Source organism: Bosea sp. ANAM02, assembly GCF_011764485.1.
Classification (GTDB): domain Bacteria; phylum Pseudomonadota; class Alphaproteobacteria; order Rhizobiales; family Beijerinckiaceae; genus Allobosea.
Window position 1 is genome coordinate 4,007,433 of the sequence record NZ_AP022848.1, and the last position, 23,597, is coordinate 4,031,029.

Sequence of the window (23,597 nt, forward strand, 5' to 3'; positions counted from 1 at the left end):
CCTGAGGAGCAAGCGAAGCTTGCCTCTCGAAGGATGTTCCAGATGGTTCTCGAGCCTCCTGAAACACCCTTCGCGACGCCGCTGACGTGGCTCCTCAGGATGAGGGCTCAGGGCGCTTAAAGCGGTTTCTAGTGATCCGCGGCGATCACCTCGGCGCGGATCTCCTCGACCAGCCGCTCCTTCAGGGCGACGAATTCCGGCGTCGTCTTGATGGTGTAGGGCCGCGGATGCGGGAGATCGACCGGGATGTCCGCCTTGATCCGGCCTGGACGCGCGCTCATCACCACGACGCGGGAGCCGACGAAGATCGCCTCCTCGATATCGTGGGTCACGAAAAGCACGGTCTTCTGCTCGCGCTCCCAGATGCCGAGCAGCATTTCCTGCATCAGGGCGCGTGTCTGGTTGTCCAGCGCGCCGAACGGCTCGTCGAGCAGGAGGATTTTGGGGTCGTTGGCGAGCGCGCGGGCGATCGCCGTGCGCTGCTGCATACCGCCGGAAAGCTGCTTCGGGAAATGCTCGACGAAGCTGCCAAGACCGACGCGCACCGCCCAGTCGCGGGCGATCTTCAGGCGCTCGGCCTCGGACACACCCTTCTCGCGCAGGCCGAAGGCGATGTTCTGCTGCACCGTCAGCCAGGGGAAGAGCGTGTAGCTCTGGAAGACGAAGCCACGATCAGCGCCCGGCCCCGAAACGGCCGTGCCGTCGAGCAGGACACGCCCTTCGCTCGCCGTCTCCAGCCCGCCGATGATGCGCAGCAGGGTCGACTTGCCGCAGCCGGAGGGGCCGAGAATGGTGATGAAGTCGTTGTCGGCGACATTGAGCGAGGTCGGCATCAGGGCGCGCGTCGGCTCGCCGCCGCGCTGCGCCGGAAAGACCTTGCCGACATTCTCGACGAGAAGCTTGCTCATGCGCGCGCCCACGGAAACAGGCGCTGATTGACCGCCTTGAAGAGGAAATCGGAGACCAGCCCGATCAGGCCGATCACGATGATGCCGAAGATGATCTGCCCGGTGTTCAGCAGCGCCTGGCTGTCGGTGATCATGTGGCCGATGCCGGAGGACGAGCCGATCAGCTCGGCGACGATGACATAGGTCCAGGCCCAGCCGAGCACGAGGCGGAAGATCTCGGCGATCTCGGGCGCCGCGTTCGGCAGCATGACGCGGCGGACCACGGAGCTGTCGGTCGCACCGAGCGTATAGGCGGCGTCGACGAGATCACGCCGGATCGAGCCGACCGAGACCGCGATCATCAGGATGAGCTGGAAGACCGAGCCGATGAAGATCACGAGCAGCTTCTGCGTCTCGCCAATGCCGGCCCAGAGGATCAGCAGCGGGATGAAGGCCGAAGCCGGCAGATAGCGAGCGAAGGAGACGAAGGGCTCCAGGAAGGCCTCGATCGGCTTGTAGGCGCCCATCAGGATGCCGAGCGGCAGGGCGACGATGACGGCGAGGATGAAGCCGCCGACGACGCGCCAGATCGTCATCATGATGTCGAAGCCGAAGCCGTACCGGACCATCAGGCTGTACCCCTCGCCGACCATGGTCAACGGATCGGCCAGGAAGAGGCGCTGGACATAGCCGCCGAAGGTCGCGACCGACCAGAGCGCGACGAAAAGCGCGAAGAAGGCCAGGCCATAGCCGATACGGGCCGAGGCCGAGACGGGTTGCAAAGGTCTCATCGCGTTGTCGTTCCGGTCACGGCCATGGCCAGTTGCTTCCAGGGTTCGATCGACCAGAAGCCGGCTGCGGCGCCGGAGGTCGAGGGGAGGACGTAGATCTCGGCATCGGCCAGTCCATGCGCCTGCGGCCCGTAGGCAAGCCGCCCCTCGCCGATCCCGAGGGCGGCTTGCGCCGCACGCTTGCCGTTGAAAGCGAGGATTCGGGGCCGGTTCGCCGCGATCCGCGCCGTGAAGCCGGCCACGTCGAAATGGCCGCCGCGCAGTGCGGAATCCGGGCCCGATGTGCGCTTGGCGACATCGGTCAGGCCGATACGATAGCGCAGCAGGGTCCGGAACTCCTCCGGCCAGAGCCTCACGGGGACGAGCCCGACTTCATGAAGCACCGGCCAGAACTTGTTGCCCGGCCCGGCATAGTAGGCGCCGCGCCTGGCCGAGACGGCGCCGGCCTGCGTGCCGCAGAAGACAACGCGCAGGCCGGGCTCCAGGACATCCGGGAGGATGTCGCAGATCACGCGGCGGCTGTTACTTGCCGGCGACGAACTTGGTATCGACCAGCGTGGCGAGATCAGGCTTGGCCTTGATCAGGCCGATTTCGAGCAGCAGGTCGGCGGCCTTGGACGAGAAGGCCTGCCAGTCGCCCGAGAAGAACTTCTTGTTGCCCTCGGCATCCGACCAGCGCAGATACCCGGCCGATTTGCCGAACTGCTCGCCGGTCTGCTTCACGTCGGCGCCCATGGTCTCGTAGGCCTTGGCCTGGTCCTTCTTGATCATGTCCAGAGCCTCGAAATAGCTCTGGGCGAGTGCCGCCGCAGCCTTGTCGTTGACCAGGAAGGCCGGGGTGCAGCCGAAGGTGTCCATCACCATCGGATAGTCGAGCGTGGTGGCGATGATCTTGCCGGCGTCCGGCTTGTCGCGGACGGTGGAGAGATAGGGCTCATAGGTCATGGCGGCGTCGTTCTGGCCCGCGATGAAGGCCTGCGCGGCCGGGCCGGGCTCCATGTTGACGACCTTGACGTCCTTCACCGAGAGGCCGTTCTCCTTGAGCATCCAGGCCAGGGCGAAATAGGGCGAGGTGCCCGGCGCCGAGGCCGCGACCGTCTTGCCCTTCAGGTCCTTGATCGCGGCGACGTCCTTGCGCACGGCCATACCGTCGGCGCCGTAGCTCTTGTCGAGCTGGAAGATCTGCTTCGTCTTGATGCCGGCCGCATCCCAGACGATCCAGGTCTCCACTGTGGTCGCGGCGCACTGGATGTCGCCGGAAGCGATGGCAAGGTGGCGATCCTTCTGCGGGATCTTCTTGATGGTGACGTCGAGGCCGTTCTTGGCGAAGATGCCGGCCTCCTTGGCGAGCACCAGCGGCGCGAAGCCGGTCCAGCCGGAAATGCCGATATTGACCTTCGTCTGCGCCTGGGCGCCGCCCGCCGCCAGAAGCGCCGCGAAGCCAAAACCCACCGCCACGCCGGCGCGCTTGAAAACTGCCATGATTGAAACCCTTCCCCTGTTTTTCGGCTGACGCCTCATCCAGACGCCTAGACGCCCTTCGTGTTGCGATGCAACCTTCGTTCCAGACCAGCCTAATTGCATATGCAAAAACGTCAAGCGGCCGATCAGCGCCGCTTGGGGAAGTCATGACATTCTCTCGTTTGACAGGGCAGAGGGAATTTCCTCCTCTTCCGCCCGCCGGCGCGAGGGGCGCCTTCTTTCTGTGAGTCGAGGTTTCCCAATGAACGGCGCCGACCGCCTTTGCGACACGCTTCTGATCAACGGCGTCGATACCTGCTTCGCCAATCCCGGCACGTCCGAGATGCATTTCGTCGCGGCGCTCGACCGCAAGCCGGAAATGCGCTGCGTGCTCGGCCTGTTCGAGGGCGTGGTGACCGGCGCCGCCGATGGCTATGCGCGCATGGCCGACAAGCCGGCGGCGACGCTGCTGCATTGCGGCCCCGGCATGGCGAACGCGCTCGCCAACATGCACAATGCCAGGCGCGCCCGCACGCCGATGATCAATGTCGTCGGCGACCACGCGACCTATCATCTCCAGCATGACGCGCCGCTGACCAGCGATATCGAGAGCCTGGCCGAGCCGATGTCGCATTTCGTCCGCCGCATCGCGACGCCGGAGGATGTCGGCCCGGCGATCGGGGAGGCCTATGTCGCCTCGCTGACGCTGCCCGGCGTCACCACGGTCATCCTCCCGGCCGATTGCGCCTGGGGCAGCGTCGAGCCCGCCACGCTGAAGCCGACCGAGCTGCCGGCGCTGAAGAGCGTCGAGGGCGCGACGATCCGCGAGGTCGCGGCCGGCCTGCGCAAGCATGGCAAACGTGGCGCGATCATGCTGACCGGCCTCGCGCTGCGCGAGAAGCCGATGGAGATGGCCGCCCGCATCTGCGCGGTCACCGGCGCCCAGATCTTCAGCCAGATGTCGAACGGGCGCATCCAGCGCGGCGCCGGCCGCGTCGCCATGCCCAAGGTGTTCTACCCGATCGACAAGGCGCTCGAGCAACTCAAGGACGTCGACTATCTCGTGCTCGTCGGCGCGCAGGTTCCGGTCGGCTTCTTCGCCTATCCCGGCAAGCCCGGCCGCCTGATCCATGACGGCTGCGAGGTCGCCAAGCTCGCGATCCCCGGCGACGACCTGCCGGCCGCGATCACCGCGCTCGCCGAGGAGATGGGCGCGACCAAGACCGCCCCGCTCTACATCGCGCCGGCGCGTAAGGAGCAGCCCGGCCTGCCGACCGGCAAGCTCGATGCCGACAAGGCCTGCGCCATCGTCTCGGCGCTGCTGCCGGAGAACTGCATCGTCTGCGACGAGTCGGTCTCGTCCGGCCGCAGCTTCTATTACGACTGCCACAGCGCGCCGCAGCACGACTATATCCAGCTCACCGGCGGCGCGATCGGCGAAGGCATCCCGCTCGCCATCGGCGCGGCCGTCGCCTGCCCCGACCGCAAGGTCATCGGCATGCAGGCCGACGGCTCGGGCATGTACACGGTGCAGGGCCTGTGGACACAGGCGCGTGAGAATCTCGACATCGTCACCGTCGTCTTCGCCAACCGGACCTACCAGATCCTGCATGGCGAGATGCGCGCCGTCGGCGTCAACGATTTCGGCCGCAACGCCACGTTGATGCTGAACATCGACGAGCCGGCGCTGGACTGGGTGATGATGGCCAAGGGCATGGGCGTCGAAGCGGCGCGGGCGACCACCGCCGAGGAGTTCGCGAGCCTGTTCAAGGCGGCGCTGGCCAAGAAGGGGCCGTTCCTGATCGAGGCGGCGATCTGAGAGGGGTCAAGTCGCCATCTGAAGCGTGTCATCCCGCACGCGCTGCGGCACGAAGTGCTGCGGCGCAGATGCGGGACCGTTCTCAGAAAGAGGCGCCCTCTCGTCACGCGGTCCCGTGTCTGCGCCGCAGCGTTTCACGCTGCAGCGCGCACGGGATGACAGCCGGTGATCCCGGAGAAGACAGGCGCTACTTGAACTCGCCCAGGAACGCGTCGAGGCAATCACCGATCGCCTCGATAGCGTAGCCGCCCTCCTGCACCACCAGCGTCGGCAGGCCGAAGCCCTTCACCTGCCGGCCGATCGTGCCGAAATCGCTGGCCCCCAGCTTCAGCACGCCGATCGGGTCGTCCTTGTGGGCATCGTAGCCCAGCGCGATCACCACGACCTCGGCGCCGAAATCGCGGATCGCCCTGCCGGCCTCGGCGACCGCCGCTTCCATCGCGGCACCACCCGCACCATGGGCCAGCGGCAGGTTCAGGTTGAAGCCCTCGCCCGGGCCGTTGCCGCGCTCGTCGGCATAGCCGGTGAAGAACGGGTAGTAGTTCGTGGGATCGGCATGGACCGAAATCGTCAGCACGTCGTTGCGGCGATAGAAGATTTGCTGCGTGCCGTCGCCGTGATGGGCGTCGACATCGAGGATCGCGACCTTGCCGAATTTCGAGCGCAGACGCTGGGCCGCGATCGCGGTGTTGTTGAGATAGCAGAAGCCGGTCGCGCGATCGGCGCGGGCATGGTGGCCGGAGGGGCGGCAGAGCGAATAGACGGCGCGCTCGCCGGCCAGGATCGCATCGGCAGCGGAAACCGCGGTCTCGGACGAACGCAGCGTCGAATGCCAGCAATGCTCGCCGATCGGCACCGAGAGATCGCCGAGATACCAGCCGAGCTGGCCGATGAAGCCGGTCGGACGACAGGGCGGGCGGACATCCTCGTCCGGCCGGCCGCTCCAATAGGGGAAGGTGCTCGGCCAGACTTCCGGCCCGCGCTCGGCCGGCAGGTCCTGCCAGCGCGCCCAGGCGGTTTCAAGGAACCTGACGAAGCCGGCATCATGGATCGCCAGGACCGGCTCCGTGCCATGCGCCGCCGGCTTCTCCGGCGTGATGCCGTGCTTCTCGAGCGCGCCGAGCAAGCGCTCCGTCCGCTCCGGCAGGTCCTTGGGCGCCACGACCCTGCCGAAGCGCATATATTGCTGGGGATCGTGAAGGGCTTGGTCGGGGTGGTAGAAGGCGCGCATCAGGCGAAGCATCCTCGTCAGATCGCGAGGCGACCGTCAGCCCCGCGAGGAGATGCTAGCAACCGCCGCCGCGCCGGTCAGCCATGACGATGCCGCCCTCCCCTGCGTTCAGGGCGGGGCAACGGGCTCAGTGCGGCGAGAGCAGCGCCACGAATTCGCGCGCCAGGGCATCGATCGCATGGCGCTCCGGCCGGTACCAATCGGTCGAACCGTTGAGCGCGCCGAGCAGGAAGAGCCTGAGCACATCCGGCGAATTGCCGGCCGGCATGCCGCCCGCTTCCTGCCACTCGGCGATCAGGCCGCGCCAGACATCCTCATAGGCACGACGCACGGCGCGCACGCTTTCGGGTACCGGCGCCGCCCCGAAGGTGAAGACCTTGATGCTGGCGGAGGTATAGTCGCCATGGCCGTGAAGGGCCGAGAGATGCGCGCGGATCGCCGCTTCCAGCCGGGTTCGTGGCGAAGCGTCTTCCTTCGCGGCCAACGCCGCGACGACCGCCTCATGGACGAAGCGCACGCCATCGTTGACGACCGCCTCGACGATCTCCTCCTTCGAGCCGAAATGGTAGTAGAGGCTCGCCTTGCGGATGCCGACGGCCTCGGCGATCTCACGCAGGGTGGTCTGATGATAGCCGCCGCCGCGCAGCAGCCGCGCGGCATGGTCGAGGATCAGCCGGCGCGAGCCGCCTTCGCCGGTCGGCCGCGTCGTTGGCGCTTCACTCATAGGGTGTCATCCCGTGCGCGCTGCGGCGCGCAGCGCCGCGGCGCAGACCCGGGACCGCGTGACAAGAAGGCGCGTTTTCCGGGGAACGGTCCCGTGTCTGCGCTGCAGCGTTTCACGCTGCGGCGCGCACGGGATGACAGGCGCCCTACCGGAAGACGGTCCCGCATCTGCGTCGCAGCATTGCATGCCGCAGCGCGTGCGGGATGACGCTCGGCCTTCACAGCCGCTTCGCCACTTCCTCGAGCATAACCTCGGTCGCGCCGCCGCCGATCGCCTGGACGCGGGCGTCGCGGGTCATGCGCTCGATCGCGCTCTCGCGCATGTAGCCCATGCCGCCATGGAACTGCAGGCAGTCGTACATCACTTCGTTGACCAGCTCGCCGCAATAGGCCTTGGCCATCGAGACCTCGCGGGTGGCGTCGAAGCCCTGCGCGTCGAGCCAGGCGGCGTGATAGACGAGCTGGCGGCCGGCCTCGACCTTGCTCGCAAGCTCGGAAAGGCGCTGGCGGATCGCCTGCTTCTCCCAGAGCGGCGCGCCGAAGGCTTTTCGCGTCTTTACATAGTCCAGCGTCAGGTCGATCGCGGCCTGCGCCTCGCCCATCGCCATCGCACCGATCACCGTGCGTTCGTTCTGGAAATTGCTCATGATCGCGTAGAAACCGCGGCCCTCCTGCCCGAGCAGGTTCTCGGCCGGAACCTTGCAATCGACGAAGGAGAGTTCGGCGGTATCGGACGAGCGCCAGCCATGCTTGTCGAGCGCGCGCGAGACGGAGAAGCCCGGCGTGCCCTTCTCGACCACGAAGATCGAGACCGATTGCGAGGGCCTGCCTTGCGGATCGGTCTTGGCGGCGACGCAGTAGAGATCGGCATGGACGCCGTTGGTGATGAACATCTTGGCGCCGTTGAGGACGTAGTGATCGCCCTCGCGCCGCGCCGTGGTGCGGATGCCCTTCACGTCCGAGCCTGCATCGGGCTCGGTGACGGCGACCGCGACGATCGTTTCGCCGGCGATGATGCCGGGCAGGTACTTGTCCTTCTGGGCCTGATTGCCGGCATTGGCGATATGGACGGAGGCCATGTCGGTATGGACCAGCGCCGTGATCGCGACCCCGGAGAAGGTCGAGCGACCCAGCTCCTCGGCCAGCACGACGGTCGCCATCGTGTCCATCTCGGAGCCCCCGTAATCGGCGGGGTAGCGGATGCCGAAGAAGCCGAGCTCGCCCATCTTGCGCAGCACGGCGCGCGGGACGAAGCCGTCCTCCTCCCATTGCAGGGCATGCGGCTTGATCTCGGTCTCGACGAAGCGGCGGACCTGGTCGCGCAGCGCCTCGTGCTCTTCGGTGAAGTAAGGCGAGCGGCGCGCGCCCTCCGCGACAAGCTTTCCGTCCGATGACATCGCCTTCTCCCCTTCTCGCGCAGCGCCATCGGCGATCTACCTGTCGGACGGTAGGTGAATACCTCGCCGAGATCAAGCTATCGGCAATTCGCGGCGATGTCAGGCGACGTCGTCCCAGTGCGCGACCATGCTGCGGCCCTTGCCGGCGCGCTTGGCGCCGTAGAGCGCCTGATCGGCCGCGCGCGTCAGCATCTCGGCCGTCCAATGGGCGGAATCCCGCCCCGACCTGAGGGAAACCCCGACGCTTGCGCCGACGGTGACGAGCTGGCCCATTAGCATGAACGGCGCCTTGACGACCGACACCGCCCGGTCGGCCACTTCGGAGAGCGCAACGGCATCCTCGACGCCGCGCACGATGAGGGCGAACTCGTCGCCGCCGAGCCGCGCCACGCTGTCCCCGGGCCGGACGACGCCCTTCAATCGCATCGCGACCTGCTTGAGCAGATCGTCGCCGGCATGATGGCCGTAGCGATCGTTGATCAGCTTGAAGCCGTCGAGATCGAGCAGCAGGAGACCGAGCGCCTCGCCGCTCTCGCCGGCTTCGCCGAGCACACGGTCAAGTCCGCGGCGGTTGACGAGGCCGGTCAGGGGATCGTGGCTCGCGGCGAAGTCGAGCTCGCGCCGGACCATCAGCAATTCCTCGAACTGGCCGATGATGTGATCGGAGCTTTCGTAGATCGAATAGAGATAGACGAGCAGCAGCACGCTCAACGCCTGATAGAGCGGATCGCCGGACCTGAGGAAAGCAACGACCAGCGTGCCGATCGCGATGGTCGAGAGCACCGCGCAGATCCAGTAACGCAAGGTACGCAGATAGGACCCGGCGGTCAGCGCCATGGTCAGGCCGAGGCTGAGAACGAAGCCCTCGGCATGGTCGGCGGCCGCAGCCGTCAGGGTCAGCGCGGCAATGACGAGCGTGAAGGCGAAGGCGGTGTAGGCGTAGCCGGCTTCCCAGCGCCGCGCCTCGGCCAGCGTCAGCTTGCGCGCAGGGTTGCGGCGCTTGAAGCCGACGATGTTGGCGATGCGCGCCAGCGTCGTGACGACGCCTGCCCCGGTCAGCCACCAGAAGATCGTCTCGCCGGTCTGGACGGCCATGATGGCGGAGCCGACGATCAGCCCGGCCGCGATGCAGAGGATCTGCGGCAAGGCCGCGAAGAGACGCGAGATGATCTCGATCTCGATTTCCGCGGGCAACTGCGCGGCGCGTTTGCGGGGCCTCATCAGCAGATGCATGGCGCATGGCTCTACGCGCGAGGCTCTAAGAACCCGTCAGCCCGATCCCCGGCATTTTAGCGATCGCATCGCCGGCGGGCGAACCGCAAAAAGGGGCCGGCAAGGCCAGCCCCGTTCCAAGTTGCAGATGGGGAGGTCGGGCGCGGTTCGTCAGTTGCAACCGCAGCCGTGGCCGAGACCGCCGAGCAGGCCGCCGACGATGCCGTTCCGGCTGACGATCGCCTTCACCGGGGCGGCGATGCCGACCTTGTTGCCGTTGGCGATGTTGTTGCCGCTGAGGACGCCGACATTGTTGAGCGCATTGATCTTGACCCCCGTCACCGGGATGCCGATTCCGCCGAGAAGAGAACCGCCCCGACCGCCGGCCATGGCCGGGGAAACGGCGAAGGCCGCAACCGTAGCGAGAACAATCGCGTATTTCATCTTGCTTCTCCCTGTCTTCGCCTCCGGAGCGGAAGCGATAAAACACGCATAGGTTGTAACAACCGACATAAACAACTCTATCTCAACATTAACCATACCAGGTAAAGTTAATCGACAGATCGAAGTATGTTTTCACCACATACGCGAATTGAACTCCAATACCTTGAAGAAAATTTTGAATATTAATTCAGCAATCTTCCCAGAATTTGCAAATTATTAACCAATATACTCCATGATACCGAAAGCATTGGTGAGATCATGGCGATATCGATGCGCAGCATCATCCTATCGATTCTGGCCCTTCATGCCTCATTCGCCTTCGCGACGGAGAAAGCTCCCGAGGAAAAGGAGAGTTCGGTCGCCGTGATCGGGCTTCGCGGCGGCTTCGACAGCAACCCGGCCGGCATCCAGGGGGCGAACGGCACGCCGGTCGTTACAACCTATGCGACCTGGGATTATCTCCACGGCACGCTGCAGAACGGCTATGGGCTCAACCTGTCGCTGGTCGAAACGCATTACGATCCGCGCGCGCTCGCCTCGGCCCGCGCCCATTCGCTTACGCTGAAGCACGGTGTCGGCCTCGGCGAGGCGACGGCGCTGCAATCCTCGCTCTCGGCGGGCACCGAGCAGACCTGGTCACGCCGAAAAAGCAGCCTGGCCTGGCGCGAGCGCCTCGACCATGGCGTCGGCCCGTTCCGCCTCTTCGCCAGCGGGGAAGCGCGCATCACCGCGCTGAACGAGCGCAACGTCTTCAATCTCGGCGCTTTCCTGCCGCGCGACGAGAATTTCGGCACGCTGGGACTGACGACCGGCGCAGCCTGGCGCTCGGGCGAGACCGAGATCGGGCTCTCCTTCGGCGTCTCGCGCGTCCATTACATCGAGGGCGTCGACTATCTCGGCTTCCGACGCGACCATAACCGGCTGCAACCCAACCTGTTCTTCTCGACGGTGCTGGGCAATGCCGCGATCGAGGGCTCGCTGTCGCCGTTCCGGGCCTATTTCCCGGAAAAAGAATTCGATGCGGTCGAGAGCCTGCTCTACACCGCGAAGCTGCGCCTGCCCTATGAGCGCTTCACGCTCGATCTCGGCTCGACCCGCACGGTAGAGGACACCACCCTGCCCTTCTCGGTCATCAACCTGACGTGCGCACGAGGCGAAGCTGACGGCGCGGATCGACGACGACAACGCCGTCAGCGTCTCGGCCCGGCGCAAGACAGACGATTATGTCGGCCTCGATGCCCGCTCGGACCAGAAGGGCATCGGCCTCGACTACCAGCGCAGCCTGGGCAAGGGTTTCACCGCGACCGTCTCCGGAGCCTGGCGCAAGACCAAGGAGACCGGGCTCACGCCCGTGACCTCGTTCAGCGTCATGCTCGGCCTGCAGAAGCAGATCGACCTCAGCCGCATCGGCAAGCCCGAGAAGAGCGGCGGATAGAGCCTTGGCCTGGCAGCCCCCTTGTCATTCCGGAGCTTCGCACAGCGAAGAACCCGGAACCTATGGGCGCGACCTTACTTCAGTTCGTCATGCTCGCCCTTGTGGCGAGCATCCACGTCTTAAGTCCAGCTCTCAACCAGCAAAGACGTGGATGGTCGGGACAAGCCCGACCATGACGCAAAGGTCGTGTTCATGGGTTCCGGGTTCGCGCCTGCGGCGCGCCCCGAATGACAAGCGTGATCGCGCTCAGAACCGGCGGCGGCTCTCCGTGCCCAGATAGCAGATGCCCTCGCCGGGCTTGGCCTTGGGATTGGGGAAGATGATGAAGCCGTCGCGCGGCATCGTCACGATCGTGCCGTCGGCACGGCGGGCGATCGGCGTGCCCTTGGCGACGCGGTCGCCGGTCTTCCAGTTGCCCTCGACGCGGTCGCCCTCGGCCTCGCAGATGACGAGATCGTCCATATGGACGACGACCCGCTTCTCCGGGTCCGGCGGCGGCTCATCGGTCAGGCCGAGATGGGCGAGAACGTTGCGGATCGCCTTGTAGCCGACATCGACCGAAGCCGGGTCCTCGTGGCGGCCGCATTCGAGCGTCACGCCATAGCCGCCGGCGAAGCGCATGAACTCCGTCGTGCCGAAACCTTCGGTGACGGCGAGCCGCGGCAGGTTCAGCCGCTCGCGTGCCGCTATCAGCCGGACATAGATGTCGAGCCAGCCATGGATCATCAGGTCGACGCCGAGGCAGGCGGCGAAAGCAGCCTCGGCCACACCGTGCCGGAAGGGTTCGAGCGTGCCGCGATTGTCGTCCGGGCCGAAGAAGACGAAGGGCACGCCCTCCCCGGTGAAGGAATGGACGTCGAGCAGCATGTCGTGCTGGCGCAGGATGGCGGAGAGACGATTGCCGAGCCGATCCTCGTTGTCGACGGGTTGCGGCCGCTCGCGCAGGTCGCGGTTGAGGTTGCGGTCGCCCTCGCGGGTGTTCTGCCGGTAGGCCTTGGGATTGGCGACGGGCAGGAAGGTGACCTCGCCGCGCTGGATCACGACCCGCCCGCCGCGGCAATCCTCGATGACGCGCGCGATGGCGTTCGGCCCGCAGGTCTCGTTGCCGTGGACGGCGCCGAAGACGAGGAGCTTCGGCCCAGCCTTCAGCCCGTGGAAACGAATGGTCTCGAGCGGCGGATCGATCGGGTCGGGCGCAGTCATAAGCTTTATCTTCAGGCTTTTCGAAGCTGGGAATGCGGGTCGAGGATGTCGCGCAGGCCGTCACCCAGCAGGTTGAGCCCGAGCACGGTCATGAAGATGGCGAGACCCGGAAAGACCGAGATCCAGGGCGCGGTGGTGATCTGGTCGCGCGCGTCGGAGAGCATCGAGCCCCAGCTCGGGAAGGGCGGGCGGATGCCCAGCCCCAGGAAGGAGAGCGCGGCTTCCGCCAGCACGGCACCGCCCATGCCGAGCGTGCCGATGACGATGATCGGGCCGGCGATATTCGGCAGGATCTGCAGCAGCATGATGCGCAGATTGCTGGAGCCGAAGGAGCGCGCCGCCTCGACATAGCCCTGCTGCTTGATCGAGAGCGTCGCGGCCCGCGACAGCCGGCAGGTATAGGACCAGTTGGTCAGGCCGAGCGCGATCAGCAGGCTGGTCAGGCCGGGCTGAAGGATCGCCATGATGGCGAGCGCGAAGATCAGCGAGGGGATCGACAGCATGAGATTGGTCAGCCCGTTGACGAAATCGTCCCACCAGCCGCCGAAATAGCCCGCCGACATACCCAGCGCCACGCCGATCACCGTGTTGATCAACTGCGAGACGATGCCGACCGTCAGCGAGATACGCGCGCCGTAGAGCACGCGGCTGTAGATGTCGCGACCCTGCGCATCGGTGCCGAACCAGAATTCGGAGCCGGGCGGAACCTCGGCATTCATCAGGTTGGCATCCATCACGGGATCGGTATGCGCCAGCCAGGGCGCCAGCGTCCCGCCGATCACGACGGCAGCGAAGAGCGCGCCGCCGATCCACAGATTAGCCCGGAATTTCATGCCCCGCCCCTAGGTATATTTGATGCGCGGATCGATCAGAGCGCAGAGCACGTCCACGATGATGTTCACGACGAGAAAGAAAAGCACCAGCAGCAGGATGCAGGCCTGGACGACGGGGATGTCGCGCAGCGACACGCTGTCGACCAGAAGCGAACCGATGCCCGGCCAGGCGAAGAGCTTTTCGATTACGACCGCGCCGCCCATGATCGAGCCGAACTGCAGGCCGAGCGTCGTCAGCACGATGACCATGGCGTTGCGCGCCACGTGCCAGCGCATCACCCGGACCTCGCCGTTGCCCTTGGCGCGGGCGGTGCGGACGAAGTCGGCGTTCATGACCTCCAGCACGGCGGCGCGCGTCGTGCGGGCGAGCAGCGCGAGCGGCGCCACGCCGAGCGCGACCGCCGGAAGCACGATATAGCGCGGATTGCCATCGCCATAGCCGAAGCTCGGAAACCAGCCGAGAACCAGGGCGAAGGCGTACATCAGCATCAGCCCGAGCCAGAACTGCGGCAGAGACAGGCCGGACACGGCGACGAACATCGATTGCATGTCGAGCCAGCCACCCGGTCTCAAGGCCGCCAGGAAGCCGAGCGGGATGCCGAAGACGATGGCGAAGGCCATCGCGGCGATGGCGAGCTGGAGACTGGGCCAGATTCGCTCCGCCAGCGAATTGATCACCGGCTGGCGCGTGCGGAACGAGGTGCCGAGATCGAATGTCGCGAGCTTCATCGCATAGTTCGCGAAGCGCACATGGACGGGATCGTCGAGGCCGAACTGCTTGTTCATGCGCGCGACCTGCTCGGCATCGACGACCGAACGGCCGTCCGCCATCTGGGTCGAGGCGAAATCGCCGGGGATGACGCTGAACATCACGAAGATGAGCCCGGCGACCGCAAGCAGGATCGGAATGGCCTGCAGCAGGCGGCGGACGACATAGGGCAACATGGTGAGCTCCTGATTGCAGCCGCCGAGGTGCCGCTATCGGAAAGATCATTGTCTGCCGTCATCCCGGACGGAGCGAAGCGCGGACCCGGAATCCATGCCGGAACGGTTCAGGCATGGATCCCGGATCAGCGCGGCTTCGCCGCTTGTCCGGGATGACCGGAGCGGTTCCGCCACCCGGACGGACAGCCGGGTGGCGTGGCTCGGCCTTACTTCGCCGCAGGCGAAGAGGCGTCGACCCAGAGATCCTCGTAACGCTGGAGCGCGAGCTCCGTCGCGTTCGCCTGGAGGCCGTGGAGCCAGGGCTGATAGGCCAGCACCGCCTTGTTGTAGTTGAAGAACCAGACCGGGGCCTCGTCCTGCAGCATGGCATTGGCCTTCTTCAGCAGCTCGAGCCGCTTGCCGGCATCCTTCTCGGCCGCCGCCTCGTCGAGCACCTTGTCGTAGGCCGGATTCTTGAAGGTGGTGTAGTTGCAGGAGGAGCGCGGCGTCGTCGAGTGGAAGCACTTCAGCGCCGTCAGCGGATCGGGGCCGGAGGTGTTCGACCAGATATAGGCCTGGAAGTCGCCCTTCGCGATGACGCCACCGAGCGCCGAGGTCTCGACCGGCTTGATTTTCACCTTGATGCCGACCTTGGCGAGCATCGGGATCGTCGCCTCGACGATCGGGATGCCCCAGCTCTCGTTCGGCGTCGCCGTCCACTCGAACTCGAAGCCATCGGGATAGCCGGCATCGGCCAGCAGCTTCTTGGCCTTCTCCGGATCATAGGCATAGGGCTTCGCGGCCTTGTCGAAGGCCGGCGAGGACAGCGGCAGCCAGCTCACCGCGCGGAACGCCTTGTCGCGAACCAGGCGCTTGATGATCAGGTCGCTGTCGATGGCATGGTTGATCGCCTGGCGCACCCGCTTGTCGGAGAAGGGCTTGAACTCTGGGTTCATGCCCATGTTGCGGGTGAAGACCTCCGCGACCTCCAGGATACCCTTGGAGAGGTTCGGGTCCGCCTTGTAGGCGACGTACTGGGTCGCGCCCAGGATCGAGACGTCGATCTCCTTGTTGCGGAAGGCGACGTCGCGCGCAGCCGCCTCGCCCATCGGCGAGATCACCAGCTTGTCGGCATAAGGCTTGCCGGGCTTGTAGTACTTCTCCCAGCGCTCGAAGACCATGCGCGAGCCGGGGACATGCTCGACGAACTTGAACGGGCCGAGGCCGATCGGCTTATTGAAGAAGTCCGGCTCCTGCGCCTCCTTGGCCGGCAGGATCGCCGTGGTGGCGCCGAAGAAGAGGAACCCGATATCGACCGGGTCGATCATCGTCATCTCGATGGTGAAGTCGTCGATCTTCTTGAGGCCGGAGATCGTCTTGGCCTCGCCCTTGCGGACTTCGGCACCGCCCTTGATGCGTGAGACGTGGCGCGCGCCCGGATAGTTCTTGGAGCCGTCGACCAGGCGATGGAAGGTCCAGATGACGTCGTCGGCCGTCATCTTGCGGCCATTGTGGAAGAGCGCGTCGTCGCGCAGCTTCACCGTATGCGTCAAGCCGTCCGCCGAGGTGGTCACGCTCTTGACCAGTTCGGGCTCGGGCTTGCCGGCCTTGGAATCCCAGCGGAACAGCATGCCGTGCAGAGCATAGCCGTAGATCTCGTCCTGGATCTGGTTCGAGACATGGCTGTCATTGCTGACGAAGGAGGCACCATAGGGCGCCGTGAAGCGGATCATTCCGCCGCGGCGCGGCTCCTGAGCCTGCGCCGAGATGGTAAAGGCCGCCAGCGTCAAAGCGGTGGCGAAGGCAAATTTCTTCAACAACACGATCAATCCTCCCGTTTTCCATCCACTCCGGTTAATCCGGAGTTGTTTGCTTCCAAGTGGAACCATAGCGGCTTTACCGCGCTTGTCTTCCCCCGCGCGGTCAAATTCGCCGAACAGCCCCGCGATTCACGGCGCACCAGCACTATTCGGGACTTTTTTTCGCATTTTCTTCACGCGAAACGGCCTTTTTCGCTCGAAGATGCTCACACTCACACGCCCCGCTCGTAGACGACCTCGCCGCCGAGAATGGTCAGATCGCAGCGCGTATCCTTGAGGATATCCGTGGGCTCGGCCGTCAGCAGGTTGCGCGAGAACACCGCGACATCGGCGAGGAAGCCCGGCGCGAGGCGGCCCTTCACGTGCTCCTGCTTCTGCGAGAACGCGCCGAACTCGGTATAGGCCTGCAGCGCCTCCTCGATCGAGACGCGCTGGGCTGCATCCATCACCGTGCCCTTCCAGGTCTCACGTGTCAGCATGGTGTGGAAATTCGGGAAGGGATTGGGGTCGCAGACCGGGGCGTCGCTGCCCGTCGCCGGCTTCAGGCCGAGATCGAACCAGGTGCGGAACGGGTAGCTCGGCAGCGCTCGCTCGGGACCCAGCACCTTCACATAGGCATCGCCGAAATCATGGATGAAGACCTGCTGCGGGCAGGGATAGATGCCGGCCTTGACCATGCGCTCGTGCTGGGCCGGGGTCGAGAACCCGCAATGCTCGATGCGGTGGCGGCGATCCGGATCGGGAAAGGCTGCGAGCGCCTTCTCGTAAGCCGTGATGAGCTGCTCGATCGCGGCGTCGCCGATGGCATGGCAGACGAGCTGATAGCCCTTCCTGTGGGCATCGAGCACCATGCGCTCGAGCTCGGCATCCTCCCACATCCAGACGCCGGTGGTCTTGTCCTCGCCGAGATAGGGCTCGGTCATCCAGGCCGTGCGGCCGCCGGCCGAACCATCGAGGAAGAGCTTGACGCCGCCGATCATCAGCATCTCGTCGCCGGTGCCGGAAATCAGCCCGGCGTCGTAGCATTGCGGCACGATCGAGCGGCCGTCGTCGCCGAGCAGCGTCAGCCAGGTGCGGACCGGCAGGCGCCCGTCGCGCTTGGCGCGATGATAGGCCGCGATTTCGCGGAAGCCGCCCTTCTGGCCGACGGCGGCGTCCATGCAGCTGGTGATGCCGAGCGAGAGCAGATACTGTCCGCCGCGCTCGATGCCGGCGATGATGTCCTCCTCGGTCGCGGCCGGAATCGCGGCCTGGACCGGCGCGCGGGCGTTCTCGGCGAGCAGGCCTGTGAGGCGGCCGTTCTGCTGCTCGATCAGGCCGCCCTGCGGCGTCGGCGACGTCTCGTCGATCCCGCCGAGGCGCAGCGCCTCCGAGTTGCAGATCGCGATATGGCCGCAGGCGCGCACCAGCATCACCGGATTGTTCGGCGCGGCGCGGTCGAGTTCCTCGCGATAGGGATGGCGGCCGGTGTCGAGCTTGGTCTGGTCATAGCCGCGCGAGAGGATCCATTCGCCGGGCTTCGACTGTGCGGCACGCGCCGAAATGGCGCTGAGCAGAGCCTCCAGCGTCGGCGCGCTCTCCGGCTTGGAATCGACCCAGCCCATGGTCATGCCGAGCGAAACGAGATGCAGGTGGGAATCGTTCAGGCCCGGCGTCGCCAGCCGGCCCTTCAGGTCGATGACGCGGGTCTTCGGGCCGATCAGCGGCTTGATCTCGGCATCGCTGCCGGCGGCCAGCACCTTGTCGCGGAAAATCGCCAGCGCCCCGACCACGCCCTCCTCGCGCCCGCACCAGATCGGTCCGTTGCGCAATACGATATCGGCCTGAATCGCCATGGTGTTCTCCTTAAGTCCAGTGGTCGCGGCCTCTGCGAGCGGCGGTCAGATATCGTCGAGCGGGAAGATCGGGCGGCGGACCTTCCTGTAGGGCCGCTCCTTGAAATTGCGGGTCGAGAGGGCGCCGGTATCGACCTCCAACACCTCGCGCGCGATCGGCTCGAAGGCGGCGCGGAAATGCTGCATCGACTTGACGATCACCGTCGATTTCCGGGTCGGGTCGACACCGAGCGATGTGAACTGCGCGAGGTCGGTCGCCTGGCCGTTATGAGTGATGACGATGATCTCGACATCGTCGACGCGCAGCAGGGCCGAGAGCCCGTAATTGCGCCAGACGCCGCCGGCCATCGGGCCATGGCAGAGGAAATAGCCGTCGGTGACGGCGACGACATGCGCATCGAGATCGAGCGGCCCGCCGCCCATGGTCGGATCGACCTTGCCGCCGAGCCTGATCCGGCCGCGCTTGCCGACACCGATCGCCTGGGCGGCGAGCACCGCCTCGGGATCGTTGATCGCGTGGAAGCCGACATTCTTCAGCCCGGCATCGAGCACCGCGCGCAGCAGATTGGTGGCGTCGCCATAGGCGCCGGAGCCGGGATTGTCGGAATAGTCCGAGATCACCACGGGCTTGTAGCCGGGCTTGCCCGCATCGGCCTCGCCAGCCTTGGCGCGGGCCATGGCCTCTGCCAGCGGCGTGAAATGGATCGAGGAGAAGCGGCGCTGCTCCCAGGCATAGTCCATCAGCTCCTCGGCGATGGCCTGCGCCTTGCCGCGATCATCGGCCGTGACCGCGATCGAGGGGCCGATATCGTGGACGTCGGCCGAAGAGAAGCCGGCCTGGACGCTGACGACGAGCGCATCTCCGGTCGCTTCCAGCGCATCGCCGCGGCGCAGCAGCTCCAGGAACGGCGGCGAGGTCGTGCGGCCGCCATCGAGCGCATAGAGGATCGGGCGGCGGGCGAGTGCGACCTTCGGCTTGATCTCGCCCTTGATCGCGCGCTGCAGCAGTTCCGCCGCCTGCCAGGTGCGCTCGTATTGGTCGATATGCGGGTAGGTGCGGTAGGAGATCAGCGCGTTGGCATTGTCGGCCATGAGCTGCGTGACTGTGGCATGCAGGTCGAGCACCGCGACGACGGGCACGTCCGGGCCGATACGCTTGCGCAGCCGGGCCAGCAACTCGCCCTCGCCGTCATCGGAGCTTTCGGTCGACATCGCGCCGTGGAGATGCAGCAGCACGCCGTCGACGCCTGCGGCGGCATCGACGATCTGGCCGGCGAAGAGGTCGAAGGCGGCATCAGTGACGCGGCCGGACGGGTTGGCGCCGGTCACCAGCGGATGAACGAGGCTCCAGCCGAATTTGTCGCCGGCCTCGAAAGCGGCGCCCATGGACGTGCGCGTACCGCGGAAGGCGCCGGGTATCTCGTTGTCGCGGAAGGCGCCATGCGCCCGGAACGTGGCCTCGTCCGTGAGCTGAACACTGAAGGTGTTCGTCTCATGCATGAACTCGGCGATCAAAACGCGCGGCACCGTCATCTCCCCAAAAGCATCGTTCAATTTTTTTGACAGTTTTGGCGAGGCGCCTAGATTTTGGCCACTGATTTTCGCACATACATCCCCAGAAACCTGCGCGCTTGTCCGAATGTGGTGAATATGCTCGACTGGGTGGAACCAAGTCGATGATGGCGCCGTTTTCGCAGCGGATCACTGCGAGCCCGCCCATGCCGGTTTCCCCGCACGCTAGACGCCCTGCCGCCGCGACGCGACTGCGGCGTGTTTCGTCTGACGAACTCACGATCCGTCGCATCCGCCATGGCCGCTCCTTCGGCTATCGTGACGCCGAGGGTGCGAAGGTCACGGATGAGGAGACTTTGGCCCGCATCCGCTCGCTGGCCATTCCACCGGCCTATGCGGATGTCCGCATCGCCGCCGATCCGCGCGCCCATCTCCAGGCCATCGGGCATGACGAGGCCGGCCGCGTGCAGCACCGTTACCACCCCGATTGGGAGAAGGTGCGCGAGCGTCGCAAGCTCAAGCGGCTTGCCCGGCTGATCGAGGCCCTGCCGAAGCTACGTGCCCGTATCGCGGCCGACTTGAAGGCGCGGACATTGTCGCGCGACAAGGCGCTGGCCTGCGCGGCGGCGATCATCGACCGCTGCCATCTGCGCGTCGGCAACGAGGCCTACGCAAAAGAGAATGGCAGCCACGGCACCTCGACCCTCCTCAAGCGCCACGCCACGCTGACGGGCACGCGGGTCGCGCTGCATTTCCGCGGAAAGAGCGGCAAGGAGATTTCCTGCGCGATCGAGGATGCGCCGCTGGCCCGCGCGCTTGCCCGGATCACCACCCTGCCCGGCCGGCGCCTGCTGCAGCACAAGACCGAAGACGGCTCCGTCGCGCCGATCCATGCGGCGGAGATCAACGCCTATCTCAAGCGCGCCTGCGATCTGCCCATCAGCAGCAAGGACCTGCGCATGCTCGCCGCCAATGCCGCGGCGGCCGAACTGCTCCTCGCCGGCGAGGCGGTGGCGAGCGAGGCCGGGCGCAAGCGCCAGCTCGCCGACATCATGCGCTCGATCTCGGAGAAGCTGGTCAATACGCCGGCCGTCGTCCGCAAGAGCTATGTCCACGCGATCGTCATCGACGCCTATGCCAGCGGCCGCCTGCAGAAGAGCTACGCGAAGGCGCGCGCCAAGCCCGGCTGCTCGCGCATCGAGCGGGCTCTGGGCCTGCTGGCTGCCTGACGAAAAAAGATCCGGCCCCCATGGAACCGAAAGGCCCGATTCGACGTTCCGTCGCCGCTGAATCGTCGCGGCGGAGGCGGATATGGACGAAGAACGGATAACCCGGATAGCGCGGGCGATGTGCTGCGCCGCACGGCTCGATCCCGATAAGCCGGCCGGAAATGCCGGTCCTTATACGATGTCGATGCGGGAGCCGGGCCACGACACGCCGCAGCCGGCCTGGATGCTGTTCCGCCGGGAAGCCGCCTTGTTCGCGTCCCGCCATCGCGGCGCCGCCGTCAGCGTCTGATCCATTCTCGGAAGCGGTCGTTCGCCCGCAGGCGATAACGAGCATAGCAGGTCCCGACACCCCATGGAGCCGGGTCTTCCGTCGTTACTGCGCTTCAGATCGACTTGAAGCTTGGATAATGGCCCCGATAGCTTTTTTCGAGGATCGCGACGCCGCCCTTTTCCTTCAGGACCTGCGCGACCGAGAGGCCGAGCTCGCGCGCCTGCCCCGGTTCCGCGCTCTGATCGGCGACGACGCGTTCCGTGCCCTCGATCGAGGTGACCTGCGCATGCAGCGTCAGGCGGGCGTCCCGCCATGTCGCGCAGGCGCCGACCGGCAGGCTGCAGCCTGCCCCCAGCGCATGCATCATCTCGCGCTCGGCCTCGGCCTCGGCGCGGGCCTTGGGGCATTCGATCGCCTTCAGCACCTCGATCACGTCGGTATCCTCGGCGCGGGCCTCGAGCCCGAGCGCGCCCTGCCCGACCGCATAGGGGAACAGCGACGGGTCGAGCACCTCCGAGGAGGCCTCGTCCATGCCGAGGCGACGCAGGCCGGCATGGGCGAGGATGACGGCGTCGAGCGCATCCTCCCCGCCGATCTTGGCGAGGCGCGGGCCGACATTGCCGCGGATCGGGACGACGGTGACGTCCGGCCGCAGGTTGAGGATCTGGGCGCGGCGGCGCAGCGAGCCCGTGCCGACGCGCGCGCCCTGGCGCAGCGAGGCCATGGTCGCGCCGCAGAGCGCGTCGCGCGGATCCTCGCGCGGGGGCACCGAGGCGAGGACGAGGCCTTCGTGCAAGGTCGTCGGCAGGTCCTTCAGCGAATGGACGACGAAATCGACCTCGCGCTTCACCAGTTGCTGCTCGTGCTCGATGGCGAAGACGCCGACCATGCCGAACTGGTGGAACTCGGAGACGCGGTCGCGATCGGCGATCGTGGCGATCTGGCAGAGGGTGAACTCCGCCTGAGGGAACTTCTCCCGGATCAGGCCCATGACGTGGTTGGTCTGGGCCATCGCCAGCGGGCTGCGGCGCGTGCCGATCCTCAGATGCATGATCTCAAAGCTTTCGGTCCTGTCCGGCCGGGCCGGTTGTTGCGGCGGTCTATATCAGGGGGGCGCCGGGCTGACGAGTGCGGCACGAACCCATACTGCGCTGGATCAATCGCGAGCGGCTGCCCTACCCGACTGCCGCATTGTCACCATCGCCTGCCGGAGCGCCTCGATCACGCGCGGGTCGCGCGACTGTGCGACGTTGAAGCGCATGAAATTCCCTGCCGTCTGGGCAACGCTGAAGACATTGCCCGGCGCCAGCACCACGCCCTGCACCACGGCGAGTTGGGCCAGTTCGGCGGAATCGATGCCTTCAGGCAGCCGACACCAGAGATAGAAGCCGCCGCGCGGCATCAGCCACGGGACAATCCCCAAGGGCTCCAGCCGACCGGCGACTTCGCGCCGCGCCTGGGCGAGGCGGCGATGCAGTTCCTCCATATGCTTGCGATAGCCACCGCCGGCGAGGACGCCGGCGAGCAGTTCCGTCGAGACCGGGCTCGGGCCGCCGAAACTGGTCGCGACCTGCAGGTCGACCAGGCCCTCGACCCAATCCGCCCGCGCCGCGATATAGCCGCAGCGCATGGCGGCCGAGAGCGTCTTCGAGAAGCTGCCGATGCGGATGACGCGCTCCAGCCCGTCGAGCGCCGCCAGCCGCGACGAGGGCTCCGGCTCGAAATCGGCGAAGATGTCGTCCTCGACGATCATCATGTCGTTGGCTGCGGCGGCACTCAGCACGCGATAGGCAGCCTGCGGCGACAGGCTGGCACCGGTCGGGTTGTGCAAGCCGGAATTGGTCAAGTAGAGGCGCGGGCGCTCGACCGCGACGATGGCCTCGAACGCCGCGATGTCGGGGCCGGTCGGCGTGTAGGGCGTGCTCAGCACACGCACCTGATGCGCCCGCAGCAGCGCCTGGAAATTGAAATAGCAGGGGTCGTCGACGAGCACGGCATCGCCCGGCCGCAGCAGAAAGCGACAGATCAGGTCGAGCGCCTGCGTGCCCGAGCCGGTCAGCATGAGCTGCTCGGGTGAAACCGAAAGCCCGGCCTCGGCGAAACGTCCGAGCAGGAGCCGGCGCAGGACGGAAGCGCCGCGCGTGCCGCCGTAATCGGTGAGGATCGCGCCATCGGCCCGTGCCAGAGCGCGGAAGCCGCGGCGCAAGGCCTCGTCCGGCATCCAGTCGGCCGGGAGCCAGCCGCAACCCGGCTTCAATGCGCCGGGCTCGGCATCGAGCGACTGGCGCGACACCCAGAAGGGATCGACGACCCGTTCCTGCGGCGAAGCGGCCTGCGTCAGCGCCAGAGGCGGCAGACCGCCGCCGGTCACGTAGAAGCCCGAGCCCTGCCGCGCGCGGATCAGGCCCTCGGCCGCGAGGCGGTCATAGGCTTCGACGACCGTGGAGGGCGAAACCTTCATCGTCGCGGCGAAGCCGCGGATCGAGGGCAAACGATCGCCCGGGGCCAGCGTCCGCGCCGCCAGCCGGCCGCGGATCGCCGCCATCACCGCCTCGGTCCGTGTCGCGGCA

The 23,597-nt window shown here is 66.3% G+C and carries 21 protein-coding genes; 4 read left to right on the forward strand and 17 right to left on the reverse strand.

The window, feature by feature from the left end:
- Positions 1–128: 128 nt before the first annotated feature.
- The 4 genes from OCUBac02_RS19145 to OCUBac02_RS19160 are packed head-to-tail and all read right to left on the reverse strand — an operon-like array spanning position 129 to position 3,160.
- Positions 129–908 carry an ABC transporter ATP-binding protein gene (locus OCUBac02_RS19145; protein ID WP_173047863.1) on the reverse strand — a complete coding sequence of 260 codons (780 nt, stop codon included), beginning with the start codon at positions 906–908 and terminating at the stop codon, positions 129–131.
- Entirely contained in the window at positions 905–1,678 is a 774-nt protein-coding gene (locus tag OCUBac02_RS19150; protein WP_173047865.1) for an ABC transporter permease, read from the reverse strand. The genes OCUBac02_RS19145 and OCUBac02_RS19150 overlap by 4 nt, the downstream gene beginning before the upstream one ends.
- Positions 1,675–2,190 (reverse strand): mismatch-specific DNA-glycosylase, encoded by a 516-nt coding sequence (locus OCUBac02_RS19155; protein WP_173047867.1) that lies wholly within the window; start codon positions 2,188–2,190, stop codon positions 1,675–1,677. The genes OCUBac02_RS19150 and OCUBac02_RS19155 overlap by 4 nt, the downstream gene beginning before the upstream one ends.
- 10 nt (positions 2,191–2,200) lie before the next feature.
- A complete protein-coding gene (locus OCUBac02_RS19160; protein WP_197933280.1) occupies positions 2,201–3,160 on the reverse strand; it encodes an ABC transporter substrate-binding protein in 960 nt (319 codons plus the stop codon).
- Between the two features lie 241 nt (positions 3,161–3,401).
- On the opposite strand from OCUBac02_RS19160, the gene OCUBac02_RS19165 reads away from it, so the two are divergent.
- Positions 3,402–4,958, forward strand: a complete 1,557-nt coding sequence (locus OCUBac02_RS19165; protein ID WP_173047871.1) for an acetolactate synthase large subunit — start codon at positions 3,402–3,404, stop codon at positions 4,956–4,958.
- A gap of 187 nt (positions 4,959–5,145) precedes the next feature.
- On the opposite strand, the gene OCUBac02_RS19170 is transcribed toward OCUBac02_RS19165, so the two are convergent.
- The 5 genes from OCUBac02_RS19170 to OCUBac02_RS19190 form a co-directional block, all read right to left on the reverse strand.
- The gene (locus OCUBac02_RS19170; protein WP_173047872.1) at positions 5,146–6,189 is read right to left on the reverse strand and encodes a histone deacetylase family protein; all 1,044 of its coding nucleotides are present in this window, start codon (positions 6,187–6,189) and stop codon (positions 5,146–5,148) included.
- 127 nt (positions 6,190–6,316) lie between these two features.
- Positions 6,317–6,913 carry a TetR/AcrR family transcriptional regulator gene (locus tag OCUBac02_RS19175; RefSeq protein WP_173047874.1) on the reverse strand — a complete coding sequence of 199 codons (597 nt, stop codon included), beginning with the start codon at positions 6,911–6,913 and terminating at the stop codon, positions 6,317–6,319.
- A 217-nt stretch (positions 6,914–7,130) separates the two neighbouring features.
- A complete protein-coding gene (locus OCUBac02_RS19180; RefSeq protein ID WP_173047876.1) occupies positions 7,131–8,309 on the reverse strand; it encodes an acyl-CoA dehydrogenase family protein in 1,179 nt (392 codons plus the stop codon).
- 99 nt (positions 8,310–8,408) lie between these two features.
- Positions 8,409–9,542 carry a GGDEF domain-containing protein gene (locus OCUBac02_RS19185; RefSeq protein ID WP_173047884.1) on the reverse strand — a complete coding sequence of 378 codons (1,134 nt, stop codon included), beginning with the start codon at positions 9,540–9,542 and terminating at the stop codon, positions 8,409–8,411.
- A 150-nt stretch (positions 9,543–9,692) separates the two neighbouring features.
- Positions 9,693–9,965: a hypothetical protein gene (locus OCUBac02_RS19190; protein ID WP_047580060.1), complete on the reverse strand. Its 273-nt coding sequence runs from the start codon at positions 9,963–9,965 to the stop codon at positions 9,693–9,695.
- A 270-nt stretch (positions 9,966–10,235) separates the two neighbouring features.
- Between OCUBac02_RS19190 and OCUBac02_RS19195 the strand changes: the two genes are divergently transcribed.
- The gene (locus tag OCUBac02_RS19195; protein WP_173047886.1) at positions 10,236–11,576 is read left to right on the forward strand and encodes a hypothetical protein; all 1,341 of its coding nucleotides are present in this window, start codon (positions 10,236–10,238) and stop codon (positions 11,574–11,576) included.
- Between the two features lie 70 nt (positions 11,577–11,646).
- Here OCUBac02_RS19195 and OCUBac02_RS19200 read toward each other — a convergent pair whose 3' ends face one another.
- The 6 genes from OCUBac02_RS19200 to OCUBac02_RS19225 form a co-directional block, all read right to left on the reverse strand.
- Positions 11,647–12,603 (reverse strand): succinylglutamate desuccinylase/aspartoacylase family protein, encoded by a 957-nt coding sequence (locus OCUBac02_RS19200; protein ID WP_173047888.1) that lies wholly within the window; start codon positions 12,601–12,603, stop codon positions 11,647–11,649.
- 11 nt (positions 12,604–12,614) lie between these two features.
- Positions 12,615–13,436, reverse strand: coding sequence for an ABC transporter permease (locus OCUBac02_RS19205; RefSeq protein WP_173047890.1), 822 nt, complete (start codon positions 13,434–13,436; stop codon positions 12,615–12,617).
- 9 nt (positions 13,437–13,445) lie between these two features.
- Positions 13,446–14,381, reverse strand: coding sequence for an ABC transporter permease (locus OCUBac02_RS19210; protein ID WP_173047892.1), 936 nt, complete (start codon positions 14,379–14,381; stop codon positions 13,446–13,448).
- Positions 14,382–14,587: 206 nt separating this feature from the next.
- Entirely contained in the window at positions 14,588–16,177 is a 1,590-nt protein-coding gene (locus OCUBac02_RS19215) for an ABC transporter substrate-binding protein (protein ID WP_244639229.1), read from the reverse strand.
- 215 nt (positions 16,178–16,392) lie between these two features.
- Positions 16,393–18,015 (reverse strand): amidohydrolase, encoded by a 1,623-nt coding sequence (locus OCUBac02_RS19220; RefSeq protein WP_173047896.1) that lies wholly within the window; start codon positions 18,013–18,015, stop codon positions 16,393–16,395.
- 45 nt (positions 18,016–18,060) lie between these two features.
- Positions 18,061–19,542, reverse strand: coding sequence for a M81 family metallopeptidase (locus tag OCUBac02_RS19225; protein ID WP_173047898.1), 1,482 nt, complete (start codon positions 19,540–19,542; stop codon positions 18,061–18,063).
- Between the two features lie 191 nt (positions 19,543–19,733).
- Here OCUBac02_RS19225 and OCUBac02_RS19230 point away from each other — a divergent pair, with 191 nt between their 5' ends.
- Together OCUBac02_RS19230 and OCUBac02_RS19235 are read left to right on the forward strand one after the other, a co-directional pair.
- Positions 19,734–20,756: a DNA topoisomerase IB gene (locus tag OCUBac02_RS19230; RefSeq protein ID WP_173047900.1), complete on the forward strand. Its 1,023-nt coding sequence runs from the start codon at positions 19,734–19,736 to the stop codon at positions 20,754–20,756.
- A gap of 82 nt (positions 20,757–20,838) precedes the next feature.
- Positions 20,839–21,045 (forward strand): hypothetical protein, encoded by a 207-nt coding sequence (locus tag OCUBac02_RS19235; RefSeq protein WP_173047902.1) that lies wholly within the window; start codon positions 20,839–20,841, stop codon positions 21,043–21,045.
- A gap of 94 nt (positions 21,046–21,139) precedes the next feature.
- Here OCUBac02_RS19235 and hemC read toward each other — a convergent pair whose 3' ends face one another.
- A complete protein-coding gene (gene hemC, locus OCUBac02_RS19240) occupies positions 21,140–22,078 on the reverse strand; it encodes a hydroxymethylbilane synthase (protein WP_173047904.1) in 939 nt (312 codons plus the stop codon).
- 105 nt (positions 22,079–22,183) lie between these two features.
- Complete coding sequence (locus tag OCUBac02_RS19245) at positions 22,184–23,572, reverse strand: aminotransferase-like domain-containing protein (protein ID WP_173047906.1); 1,389 nt, start codon at positions 23,570–23,572, stop codon at positions 22,184–22,186.
- Between the last annotated feature and the right edge of the window lie 25 nt (positions 23,573–23,597).